Below are 12,182 nucleotides of genomic sequence, written 5' to 3' on the forward strand. Positions count from 1 at the left end.
TCAATTGAAGAGGCCGGATTTCGCGTCGCCTTTGTTGAAGAACCCCGAGTCGTCGTTGCCGGAATTGCCTACGCCCGAGTTGAATACGTTCGAATTGCCGATTCCGATGTTGTCGAAGCCGGTGTTGCCGATGCCGGCGAGGAAACTGCCGTGGTTGTTGATGCCCACGTTGTTGCCGTTGCCGGAATTGCCGAAGCCGGACTCGAAGGCGAGGCCGGTGTTCATGAATCCCGAAGTGTCGCCGCCGGAGTTGAAGAATCCCGAGGAGTCGAGTCCGGTGGTGCCGAAGCCCGAATTCTTGACACCGACAGGCGTGATGGCACTGCCGAAGCCGGTGTTCAGGTTGCCCGAGTTGAAGCCGCCGGTATTGCTGCGGCCGGAATTGCCCCACCCGGTGTTGATGTCGCCGGAATTGAAATCGCCGGTGTTCAACGAGCCGGCGTTCCCGCTACCGGTGTTCTGGAATCCGGAGTTCCCGGCGCCCAGGTTCTGCGAACCGCCGTTGTCCATGCCCATGTTGTTCGCCCCGGCGTTCCCGAAACCGAAGTTGCTGAACCCGCCGTTGAGGAAGCCGGTATTTCCCTGGCCCGCATTGGTGAACCCGGTGTTGAAGCTGCCCGAGTTGTCAACGCCGAAGCTGTGATTGCCGGAGTTGAAGAAACCCACGTTGCCGGTGCCGGAATTGAAGAAGCCGATGTTCCCGGTCCCGGAGTTGCCGAATCCGATGTTTCCGGTGCCTGAGTTCAGCGCACCGAAGCCGATCTGGTTGTCACCGGTGAGCCCGAAACCGATGTTGTTGTTGCCGGTGTTGCCGAACCCGAAGTTGCGGGTTCCGGTGTTGCCCAGTCCGACGTTGCTGCTGCCGCGGTTCCCGAAGCCCATGTTGGCATCTCCGCGGTTGCCGCTACCGATGTTGGAGTTGCCCAGGTTTCCGCTGCCCATGTTGGAGTTGCCCAGGTTTCCGCTGCCGATGTTGCCCATACCGTTGTTGCCGACGCCGGTGTTGTTGGAACCGGCGTTGCCGCTGCCGAGGTTCTGGTTGCCGCGGTTGCCGTTGCCCACGTTGCCGGTGCCGGAGTTGCCACTGCCCAGGTTCTGGCCGCCGGTGTTGCCGAAGTTGAGCGCGTTGCCGATCGCGCTCTGGATTTGACCAAGCGGACTTGGGAGGTTCTGCAGGACCTGCTGCATCGGCGCCAGTTGCGAGGCCACCGCCGAGGCGCCGCCGTGGTATCCGAACATGGCGGCCACGTCCTGGGCCCACATCTCCTCGTAGCCGGCCTCGGCCGCCGCGATCGCCGGTGCGTTCTGGCCCAGAATGTTCGAAAGCACCAACGACACCAGCTGGTTTCGGTTAGCCGCCACCATGCCCGGATGCACCGTCGCCGAGACCGCCGCCTCGAAGGCCGACGCCGCAGCAAGGGCTTGACCGGCCGCGTCTTGGGCGTGCGCCGCCGCCGCCGAAAGCCATCCGACATATGGGGCGGCCGAGCCGGCCATCGCCGCGGCCGCCGGGCCCTGCCACACCGCGCCCGTCAGTCCCGCGGCCACCGACCCGAACGAGCGGGCGGCCGCATCCAGCTCGGTAGCCAACCCGTCCCATGCCGTTGCCGCGGCCAACATCGGTGCCGGTCCCGCACCCAGGTACATCCGCGCCGAGTTGATCTCGGGCGGCAACACCGAAAAATTCATTCCAACCGTCCCCTCGAGTTCCTGCGGAAGCCAACGATGCGCAACAGCGGCGCCACGAACGTCGGTCACAAGACGTAAATCCCCCGCTCGGGGGGGTCGTAGATCGGCGGGTCAAAGGGGTCGTATGTCGCGGAACCAGGTCCGGATCATCCGGGGAGCGATCCCACAAATCCGGTCAATTAGCAAATTTTTTGACTCATGTTGAACCGTTGCTGGCCTGGTTGCGTGACACTGAGTTAGTCACGGATACGTCAGGAAAACAGTGTGAGACGGATTTGACATGTGCGTGAGCGAGTTTGTGCCGACAAGAACGGTGACGCTGCTGCTCGCCTCCGAAATCAGCGATGCAATCACCGATGCCGAACGCTCGCCGCAGCCGTGGGACACACCGCTCGGCACCGGTGTGGACGCGCTCGAACGTCTTGCCGGCACGGTCGCGGAGATCATCACCACCCACGGCGGCGTAGGTCCGGTGCGACCAGACTCCGAGGCTCGGGGTCCCCACGCTTTCCTGGCGGTATTCGCGCGGGCCACCGATGCGCTGGCATGTGCGATCGATTTGCAGCAGGCGCCCCTGGCACCGATCCAGTTACGTGTGGCGGTGCACACCGGCGAGGTGCAACTGGCCGACTCGGGACGCTACGCCGGTCCCACCGTCCAGCGGGCGGCGCGGCTGCGGGACCTGGCGCACGGCGGGCAGGTGGTGGTGTCGGGCACCACGCATGATCTGGTCGTCGACCATCTTCCGGACGACGTCTGGCTGGTCGACCTCGGCACGCATCAGCTGCGGGATCTACCCCGGCCAGAACGGGTGGCGCAGTTGTGCCACCCGGACCTGCGCGTCGAGTTCCCACCGCTGCAGGGGCCCAATGAGCCCAATGATGGTGCCCCGCATGGTCTTCCGGTGCAATTGACCCGATTCGTGGGACGCACCGGGCAAATCAACGACGTGCGCAAGTTCGTGGGCGACAACCGCCTGGTGACTCTGGCGGGCGTCGGCGGGGTGGGAAAGACGCGGTTGGCGGTGCAGATCGCCACCCAGTCGGCCGCCGACTTCGACGGTGGCGTGTGGTTTGTCGATCTGGCGCCGGTAAGCGAGCCCGACCTGGTGCCGGTGGCTCTGCTGCGCGCATTCGGGCTGCCCGACCAGCCGGGGCGATCCGCGATCGACACCCTGGCGCGTTTCGTCGGCGACCGGGACGTGCTGGTGATTCTGGACAATTGCGAACATCTCGTCGATGCCTGCGGGACCTTGCTGCGCGAGTTGCTGGGCACCTGCGCGAACCTCACCGTACTGGCCACCAGCCGCGCCCCCATCGGGGTACCCGGCGAACTGACCTGGCGGGTACCGTCCCTGTCGCTGTCGGACGAGGCGATCGAGCTCTTCGTCGACCGTGCCCGGCTGGCCCGGCCGGACTTCAGCATCGACCCAGCCGACACCGCGGCGATAAGCGACATCTGCGACCGCGTCGACGGGCTGCCATTGGGCATCGAACTGGCAGCGGCTGCCGTACGGGTGATGTCCCTCAGCGAGATCCTCGACGGGCTCCGCAACCGCTTCCGGTTACTGACCGGCAGCACAGCTGGTACACCGACGCCGCGCAGACAAACCCTTGGCGCCTCGGTCGACTGGTCCCACGCCATGCTGACCGAGCCGGAACGGGTCGCGTTTCGCAGGCTGGCCGTGTTCAGCGGTGGATTCGACCATGAGGCTGCGCGAACCGTCTGCGCCGACGAGCAGTTGCAGCCGCACCAGGTGTTGGACCAGCTCACCCTGCTCGTCGACAAATCCCTTGTACTAGCTGACAATTCGGGAGACCGGACACGTTTCCGCATGCTGGCCACCGTGCGCCACTATGCGCTGGAAAGGTTGCAACAGTCCGGCGAAGGCGCGCTGGTGCGCACCCGCCATCGCGATCACTACGCTCACATGGCCGCCCTGCTGGACAGCCCGACCGACGGCGAACACCAGCGCCGCATCGAGCAGGTGGAGACCGAGATCGACAACCTGCGGGCGGCCTTTGCCTGGTGCCGCGACAACGACGAGATCGAATCGGCGCTAGAGCTCACCTCGTCGCTGCAGCCGCTGTGGCTGACGCGGGGCCGGATCCAGGAAGGATTGGCCTGGTTTGATGCCGTGCTCACCGATCGGCGTGCCCTCTCCGCGGTCCCGCCCGTGGTGCGCGGGCGGGCGCTGGCCGACAAAGCCGCGCTGGACGCGTCGCGCAGCATCCACGACAACCTCGACGAAGCGCAACAAGCGGTGGCCATCGCGCGCGAAATCGGCGACCCGGCGCTGTTGGCCCGCGCCCTCACCGCCTGCGGCGCGATCAGCTCCTACAGCGCCGAGGCGGCCCGCCCGTTTCTTGCCGAGGCAATCGGTATCGCCCGCGAACTCGGCGACCGGTGGCGGCTCACGCAGATTCTGACCTGGCAGGCGTACGGCGCGTTCTACGCTGGGGACCCGGTGACGGGTCACGCCGCCTCCCAAGAAGGTCAACTGCTCGCCGAGGAGATCGGCGACCAGTTCAACGCGCGTTCCTGCCGCTGGACGCTGGGGTTGGCACAGATGATGAAAGGCGATCTGGCCGAAGCGATTACACAATTTCACGCGGTAACCGCTGATGCCGACGCGGCCCACGACGTGTTGTTCAGGTGGGGCAGCCGGCTCGCTTTGAGTAACGCGCTCGCTTTGCGTGGTGATACCGACGGAGCCAAGGCCGCGGCCCACGCATCATTGGCGGCGGCGGCCGACTTATGGCCGTATAACGAAGGATTCAGCTATGCGGTGCTGGCCACCGCGGCAGTGGCCTCCGGTGACGTCGCTGCAGCGGCTCAGGCCAGCGAGGCCGCCCAGCAGCGGCTGAGCGTGCAGGGCGAGCTGGCCGGCGCCAATACCAACCCGATGGCCGAAGTGGCTTTGGCCAGAGGCGATCTGGTCACTGCCGGGCGCTGGGCCGATCAGGAAGTCGCGGCCTCGGCCGGTTGGCACCTGGCCCGAGCGTTGACGACGCGCGCCCGCATCGCGATCGCCAAGAGCGAACCGGATCAAGCCGAACGCGATGCACACAAAGCATTGGTCTGCGCGGCGGAACACGCGGCGCACCTCGCCGTGCCCGACATTCTCGAGTGCCTGGGCCGACTGGACGCAGACGGCCTGAGCCATCGGGACGCGACGCGACTCTTCGGCGCGGCGCACGAAATTCGGCGACGGCTGGGTTCGGTCCGGTTCAAGGTCTACGACGAAGACCACCAGGCAACCCTAGCTGCACTGCGTGAAGCGTTGGGCGAAAAGGCTTTTGGTGATGCGTGGGCAGACGGGGCCGGTCTTTCGCTGGGCGAGGCGATTGCCTATGTGCGGCGCGGACGCGGTGAACGCAAGCGACCCGCAAGTGGCTGGGCATCGCTCACCCCGACCGAACGTGATGTGGTGCGGCTCGTCGCAGAGGGCCTGGCCAACAACGAAATTGCCGCGCGGCTCTTCGTTTCCCGGCGGACCGTACAGACCCACCTCACCCACGTCTACGCAAAACTGGGCATCAGTTCCCGTGTGCAGCTCGCGCAGGAGAGCGTCTCCCACGGTTGAGCCGGATCTACGACCGGTAGCCCACCCGATCTACGTCTTCTGACTGACGTTGTTGCGCGCCGTCCTGCGCAGTCTGGACCCGTTCCTTCGACTGCGACCAGGAGTCCCGCGATGTCGTTTGTTCTAATGGCCCCCGAGATGCTGGCGGCCGCCGCCACCGATGTGCAGAACATCGGCTCGGCGCTGAGCGCCGCCCGCGCGGCGGCAGCGGCACCAACCGTCAACGTGCTTGCGGCCGGTGCTGACGAGGTGTCGGCGGCACTGGCGTCCCTGTTCTCCGGGCACGCCCAGATTTATCAGGCCCTCAGCGCCGAGGCGGAGCTGTTTCACCAGCAATTCGTTCAGGCCCTCCATGCCGGTGGCGCGATGTACGCCAGCGCCGAGGCGGCCAACGCAGCTCCCATTCAGAGCCTGCTGGACGCCATCAACGCGCCCGTCCAGGCAGCGACCGGCCGACCACTGATCGGCAACGGCACCAACGGCGCCCCGGGGACAGGACAAAACGGGACCGCCGGCGGGTGGTTGATCGGCAACGGTGGCGCCGGCGGATCCGGCACCAACGGCGGCGGGACCGGTGGCGCCGGCGGGGCAGGCGGGTCAGGTGGGCTGATCGGCAACGGCGGGGCCGGCGGCGCGGGCGGAACGTCTGTGGCCGGTCCGGGCGGGGCGGGTGGTCACGGCGGGGCCGCTGGGCTGTTCGGCTCGGGCGGCGTCGGCGGGGCCGGCGGCAACTCGGAGGCGGCCGCCGGGGTCGGCGGCGCCGGCGGTAACGCGGGCCTGCTGTTCGGCGCGGCCGGAACGGGCGGCGCCGGCGGGCTCGCAGACAGCATCACCCAACCCGGCGGGGCCGGAGGCGTCGGCGGGGCCGGAGGTCTGTTCTCCAACGGCGGCGCCGGCGGGGTCGGCGGGACGACCATCGGCGGGCTCGGCGGCGCCGGCGGGACCGGTGGAGCGGGCGGCATGTTCGGCGACGGCGGGGCCGGCGGTGCCGGCGGCGTCAGCACGGGCGGCACCGGCGGACTCGGCGGAGGCGGCGGGGCCGGCGGGATGTTCGGCGCCGGTGGCAACGGCGGCAGCGGCGGGCACGGTTCGGTCAGCGGCGGTGCCGGCGGAACCGGCGGTGACGCCGGGATGTTCAGCCTCGGCGCCGGCGGAGCCGGCGGCACCGGCGGCGAAAGCATCACCCCGGCAACCGGAAACGGCGGCGCCGGCGGGGCCGGCGGCAATGCCGGCCTGCTGTTCGGTGAAGGCGGCACCGGCGGCAACGGCGGCTTCGGTCCCACCAACGGCGGGAAGGGCGGGGCCGGCGGCAGCGCCGGGCTGCTCGCCGGCTCCGGCGGCACGGGCGGGTCCGGCGGCGACGCCGGAACCAGCCTGGGCGGCGCCGGTGGCGCTGGCGGCAGATCGGGACTGATGGGCAACGGCGGCAACGGCGGTAGCGGGGGCACCGGCCAAGCCGCCGCGGGCAGCACCGGCGGCGCGGGCGGGGCCGGCGGTAGCGGAATGTTGATCGGTGACGGCGGCAACGGCGGCAACGGCGGTCTCGGCGCGACCAAAGGCACCGTCGGCGCCGGGGGTATGGGCGGTCAACTGTTGGGCCTGGACGGCTTCAACGCGCCACTTGGCAACAACCCGCTGCACACCATGCAGCAACAGGCCCTGAACGCCATCAACGCGCCCGTTCAGGCAGCGATCGGGCGACCACTGATTGGCAACGGCGCCAACGGAATCGCCGGCACCGGCGGCGCGGGCGGTGATGGCGGGCTGCTGTTCGGCAACGGCGGCATCGGCGGTTCCGGTACCGCCGGCGGCATTGGCGGTCACGGCGGGACCGGCGGCGGCTTGTTTGGTACCGGCGGCGCCGGCGGCGCCGGCGGCGCGTCGACAACCGGCAACGGCGGAACGGGCGGCGCCGGCGGGAACGCTGGGCTGCTCGGCTCGGGCGGAACCGGCGGAGTCGGCGGCCGGGCATCCAGCGCGGCCATCGGGGGAACGGGCGGGGCTGGCGGCAACGCTGGCATGCTCGCGGGCGCAGCCGGGAACGGCGGCGACGGCGCCGTCTCCTTCACGCCGGGTGTCGGGGGCGCCGGCAAGGGCGGTACCGGTGGGGCCGGCGGCAACGGCGGGTTGTTTGCCAGCGGCGGGACCGGCGGGGACGCCGGGTTCGGCCAGACCAGCGGTGCCGGCGGCAACGGCGGCGCAGGCGGCATGTTCTCCAACGGAGGGGACGGCGGTGCCGGTGGGGCCAGCAACCTCAACGGCAACAGCGGGGCCGGCGGTAATGGCGGCAACGGCGGGCTGTTCGGCGGCGGCGGCAATGGCGGCGCCGGCGGATTCGGCCAGACCACCGCCGGTGTCGGCGGGCACGGCGGCAACGCCGGCATGCTCAGCCTCGGCGCCCCGGGCGGCACGGGCGGCGGCGGCGGGAATAACAACGGCGGCGGCACCGGCGGGGCCGGTGGCACCGGCGGCAACGGCGGCATGTTCTTCGGCGACGGCGGGGCCGGCGGCGTCGGGGGCGGTGGCGGATTCCGCGGCGCGGCAGGCGGTAATGGCGGCGACGCCGGCATGCTCATCGGCTCCGGCGGGGCGGGCGGAGCCGGACGCGCCGGTGAACTCGGCGACCCCGGCGGCTCCGGCGGATCCGGCGGCATGGGCGGGGTGATCGGCAACGGCGGCGACGGCGGCGCCGGCGCGGCCAGTACTGGCAGCACGGGCGGTTCCGGCGGCAAGGGCGGCAACGCGGTGTTGGTCGGCGACGGTGGCAACGGCGGCAACGCCGGACCCGGCACGCCGCCTGGGGCACCCGGCGCCGCCGGTATCGGTGGGCAACTGCTCGGCGCGGACGGCAACAACGGGCGGCCCTGAGTTCCCCAGGCAACCGCGGCGGTGCTCGAAGGCACCGCCGCGGTCTTGTGTGCGCATCCCCGTTGGGCTGATTTACGACCCCCGTAGCACGACATCTACGTCCTTCGACCGACGTTCGGCACCGCGGCGGCGCCCATTCTGGGGGGCATTCTCACGAGCTTGAGGCGGGAGGACAGCCATGTCGTACCTCGTAGTTGGTCCCGAAATGCTTGCCGCGGCCGCGGCAGATCTGGACGGCATCGGATCGGCGCTGAGTGCGGCGAACGCCGCGGCGGCCACCCAGACCACGTCACTGCTGGCGGCCGCCCAAGACGAGGTGTCGGCGGCACTGGCGGCACTGTTCTCCGCACACGGCCAGGCTTATCAGGCCATCAGCTCAGAGGCCGCGCTCTTTCATCAGCAGTTCGTGCAGGCGATGAGCAACGGTCAGACGATGTATGCCGCCGCTGAAGCGACCAATCTTCAGGGCCTGCTCGACGGAATCAACGGTCAAGTCCTGGCGGCGACTGGGCGCCCGCTGATCGGCAATGGCACCAACGGCGCACCGGGAACCGGACAGAACGGGACGCCCGGCGGGTGGCTGATCGGCAACGGCGGCGCCGGCGGTTCGGGTAAGGCCGGGACCGAGGGCGGCGCGGGCGGGTCCGGCGGCGCCGGCGGGTTCCTTGGCAACGGCGGCGCGGGCGGCGCCGGCGGGGCCGGCACCACGGGCAAGGGCGGGGCCGGCGGCCGGGGCGGCGCGGCCGGGATGATCGGCACAGGTGGCGCCGGTGCGGCCGGCGGCAACTCGGTAGCCGGCGCCGGCGGTACCGGTGGGGCGGGTGGCAACGCCGGCATGCTCTTCGGGGCCGCCGGGACAGGCGGCGGCGGTGGGTCCACCCAAAGTCTGACCGCACCCGGCGGTGGCGGCGGCGCCGGCGGCACCGGCGGCATGTTCTCCAACGGCGGAGCCGGCGGTGTCGGCGGCTTCAGCTTCGGCGACGGTGGGGCCGGCGGTGCCGGCGGCGCAGGCGGCATGTTCGGAGCCGGCGGCACCGGCGGGGGCGGCGGGACCAGCATCGGTACCGCCGGCGGAGCCGGGGGTAACGGCGGCGCGGGCGGGATGTTCGGTGCCGGTGGCACCGGTGGCGCCGGTGGCCACGGCGCAACCGCTGGTGGCGTCGGCGGGACCGGCGGCAACGCCGGCATGCTGAGCCTCGGCGCCGCTGGTGGCGCCGGAGGCATCGGCGGCGAGGGTGTCACCCCGGGTGGCCTCGGCGGTGCCGGGGGCGGCGGCGGTAGCGGGGGGATGTTCTTCGGCGATGGCGGCGCCGGCGGCGCCGGCGGGTTCGGAGCCATGACCGGCGGCAAAGGCGGAGCCGGTGGCAACGCCGGCATGCTCAACGGCTCCGGCGGAGCGGGCGCAACGGGCGGCCAAGGCGGCATCACCGCCGGCGGCAACGGCGGCGCCGGGGGCACGGCCGGGATGTTCGGCGATGGCGGCAATGGCGGCAGCGGCGGCGCCGGCGGAAAAGCGGGCGGCACCGGCGGCGCCGGCGGCAACGCAGTGCTGATCGGTGACGGTGGCAACGGCGGCAGTCGCGGCACGGGCACCACCGCGGGCAAGGCCGGTGCCGGCGGTATCGCCGGTCAACTGCTGGGTTTGGACGGCTTCAACGCGCCGGCCAGCACCAACCCGGTGCACGCGATGCAGCAACAGGCGCTGGGCGCCATCAACGCACCCATCCAGGCCGTCACCGGGCGTCCACTGATCGGCAACGGCGCCAACGGAATTGCCGGGAGCCCCGGCGGCGACGGCGGCTGGCTGTTCGGCAACGGCGGCATCGGCGGATCCGGTGTGGCGGGCGCCACCGGCGGGGCCGGCGGCAACGGCGGCGGCGGCGGGATCTTGTTCGGCTCGGGCGGCGCCGGTGGCGCAGGTGGGCCCGGCGTCAACACCGGTGGGCTCGGCGGGGGCGGTGGGTCGGCGTTCCTGGTCGGCTCCGGCGGCGCTGGCGGTGCCGGTGGCACGGCGGTGGCCCCCGTCGGTACCCCCGGGCCGTTCTTCGGCGGCGGAGCGGGCCGGGGCGGCAACGCGGGCCTGCTGTTCGGTGCCGCCGGAACCGGCGGCGCGGGCGGCGGACCCGGTGTCGGCGGGGCCGGCGGTGCCGGTGGCAACGGCGGGTTGTTCGCCAGTGGCGGGGTTGGCGGCTACGGCGGATTCGCCGGTATCGCCGGGGCCGGCGGAGCGGGCGGCACCGGCGGGTTGTTCGCCAGCGGCGGGGACGGCGGAGTCGGCGGGTTCGGCACCAGCACCGGCGGGGCTGGCGGTGCGGGCGGTTCGGGCGGGCTGTTCGGCGGCGGCGGAACTGGCGGAGCCGGCGGCTACAGCCTGTCCATCGGCGGGACTGGTGGGAACGGCGGCAACGCGGGCTTCCTGGCTGCCGGTCCCGCGGGCGGCGCGGGAGGTAGCGGCGGCGGCGCCAACAACGGCACCGGCGGCACCGGCGGGACCGGCGGCAACGGCGGCGTGCTGTTCGGCTCGGGCGGGACCGGCGGCAACGGTGGCGAGGGGCTGTTCAACTCCCACGGTGGCGCCGGCGGCGCCGGCGGCAACGCCGGTCTGCTTAACGGCTCCGGCGGCGGCGGGGGCGCCGGTGGTGCGGGCGGCCCGAACCCGAACACCATCGGCGGCCTCGGCGGGTCCGGCGGTAAGGCCGGACTCAACGGCAACGGCGGTGATGGGGGCGCCGGCGGGGCCGGCTCCGGCGCCGGCGGCGGTGGCGGCAACGCCGGCAACGCTGTGCTGATCGGTAACGGCGGCAACGGCGGCAACGGCGGAACCGGCACCCCGTCGGGCGGGCGCGGCACCGGCGGCACCGGTGGGCTGCTGCTCGGCGCGGGCGGCAACGACGGACGGCAGCAGTAGCCGGATCTAGACCATGTGTCTTTTGCCCGCCTCTGCGCGACAAATCGCCCGCGCGGGGCCGAATGATCGGTATTTGTCGCGCAGAGGCGGGCAAACAGGCACATGTCTCCCCGGCCCGTTAGAGCGCGACGAACGCGATCAGCAAAGGGAACAGCAACGCCACGGCAACGCGGCCACCATCAAGGCCACGGTGATACCGACGCCGTTGTAGCTCTGCGGCGCGGCGCCTAGCGAACCGGGACTGTAGCCCACAGCGGCGCCTTGTATTCGAGCTCGACCAGTTGCCCGGAATGGACGTCGAGCAGGGTGTCGGGCGGCCCGATCTGCGACGGCAGCCGATACGGCACGTGCACATACACAAATCTCGGCAAACCCGGGGTGTCCTGTCCTCCAGCCGCGATACTGATCGCGACGTAGGAGGTGCCCGGTGTCATTTCTGATCGTGAGGCCAGAGTTACTGGTCACGGCCGCCAGCGACCTGGCGAGCATCAACTCTGCACTCGGCGCCGCCGCAACGACCGTCACCACGCGACTGGCGGCCGCCGCTGCTGACGAGGTATCGACAGCGATCGCCGAGGTCTTTGGCCTACACGCGGACTCCTACCTGACCGTCAGTACCCGAAGCGCGGCGTTTCACGAGCAATTCGTGCGGGCGCTGGCCGCGGCCGCGGCCGGCTATTCCGGCGCCGAGGCCGCCAACGCCGGGCAGGGCCTGTCCGATGTGCTCAACGCACCCGCGCTGGCCTTGTTCGGGCGGCCGCTGATCGGCAATGGCGCCAACGGGGGACGCGGGACCGGCAACGACGGCGGGCCCGGCGGCTTGTTGTTCGGCGACGGCGGCGCGGGCGGTTCCGGCGCGCCAGGTCTCAAAGGCGGCAACGGCGGTGCCGCGGGTTTGTTCGGCCGCGGAGGTGCCGGCGGAGCGGGCGGCAGCTCAACCGTCGCCGGCGGTGGGGCCGGCGGAATGGGCGGCACCGGTGGGCTGTTCGGCAGCGGCGGGATCGGCGGAGCGGGCGGCACGGGCGGCACCAATGGCGGCGTGGGCGGGGCCGGCGCGATGCCGGCCGCGCCGGTCCCGCCTTTCCCGCCGATACCGCCGGCGCCACCGGCACCGCCATTGCCGGATGCCGC

General features: G+C 71.4%; 6 protein-coding genes and 2 pseudogenes. 6 read left to right on the top strand and 2 right to left on the bottom strand.

The genetic code is table 11. The features are described from left to right. Entirely contained in the window at nucleotides 1-1,689 is a 1,689-nt protein-coding gene (locus A5634_RS02060; protein WP_065142427.1) for a PPE family protein, read from the bottom strand. 286 nt (nucleotides 1,690-1,975) lie between these two features. On the opposite strand from A5634_RS02060, the gene A5634_RS02065 reads away from it, so the two are divergent. The 5 genes and pseudogenes from A5634_RS02065 to A5634_RS30245 all read left to right on the top strand — a co-directional run bounded on the left by A5634_RS02065 (nucleotide 1,976) and on the right by A5634_RS30245 (nucleotide 11,051). Next, nucleotides 1,976-5,275 (top strand): LuxR C-terminal-related transcriptional regulator, encoded by a 3,300-nt coding sequence (locus tag A5634_RS02065; RefSeq protein WP_065142433.1) that lies wholly within the window; start codon nucleotides 1,976-1,978, stop codon nucleotides 5,273-5,275. Nucleotides 5,276-5,386: 111 nt separating this feature from the next. Continuing rightward, nucleotides 5,387-8,143, top strand: coding sequence for a PE family protein (locus tag A5634_RS02070; RefSeq protein WP_065142428.1), 2,757 nt, complete (start codon nucleotides 5,387-5,389; stop codon nucleotides 8,141-8,143). Between the two features lie 205 nt (nucleotides 8,144-8,348). Beyond that, nucleotides 8,349-8,543: pseudogene (locus tag A5634_RS30235) on the top strand (PE domain-containing protein); the annotation flags it as partial. A gap of 1,311 nt (nucleotides 8,544-9,854) precedes the next feature. Then, nucleotides 9,855-9,944: pseudogene (locus A5634_RS30240) on the top strand (PE family protein); the annotation flags it as partial. Nucleotides 9,945-10,157: 213 nt separating this feature from the next. Further along, nucleotides 10,158-11,051: a hypothetical protein gene (locus A5634_RS30245; protein ID WP_437339933.1), complete on the top strand. Its 894-nt coding sequence runs from the start codon at nucleotides 10,158-10,160 to the stop codon at nucleotides 11,049-11,051. Nucleotides 11,052-11,278: 227 nt separating this feature from the next. Here A5634_RS30245 and A5634_RS27940 read toward each other — a convergent pair whose 3' ends face one another. Then, nucleotides 11,279-11,485, bottom strand: coding sequence for a hypothetical protein (locus A5634_RS27940; RefSeq protein WP_155769311.1), 207 nt, complete (start codon nucleotides 11,483-11,485; stop codon nucleotides 11,279-11,281). On the opposite strand from A5634_RS27940, the gene A5634_RS02080 reads away from it, so the two are divergent. Then, on the top strand, nucleotides 11,479-12,182 hold a 704-nt coding region (locus tag A5634_RS02080), incomplete at its 3' end, for a PE family protein (protein WP_065142430.1). The genes A5634_RS27940 and A5634_RS02080 overlap by 7 nt on opposite strands.

Source organism: Mycobacterium asiaticum (assembly GCF_001673365.1).
GTDB classification, from domain to species: domain Bacteria; phylum Actinomycetota; class Actinomycetes; order Mycobacteriales; family Mycobacteriaceae; genus Mycobacterium; species Mycobacterium asiaticum_A.

What these genes read in the sequence shown, in the direction of transcription:
- A5634_RS02060 (WP_065142427.1), bottom strand. Translation starts at nt 1,689, where the DNA reads ATGAATTTTTCGGTGTTGCCGCCCGAGATCAACTCGGCGCGGATGTAC.
- A5634_RS02070 (WP_065142428.1), top strand. Translation starts at nt 5,387, where the DNA reads ATGTCGTTTGTTCTAATGGCCCCCGAGATGCTGGCGGCCGCCGCCACC.
- A5634_RS27940 (WP_155769311.1), bottom strand. Translation starts at nt 11,485, where the DNA reads ATGACACCGGGCACCTCCTACGTCGCGATCAGTATCGCGGCTGGAGGA.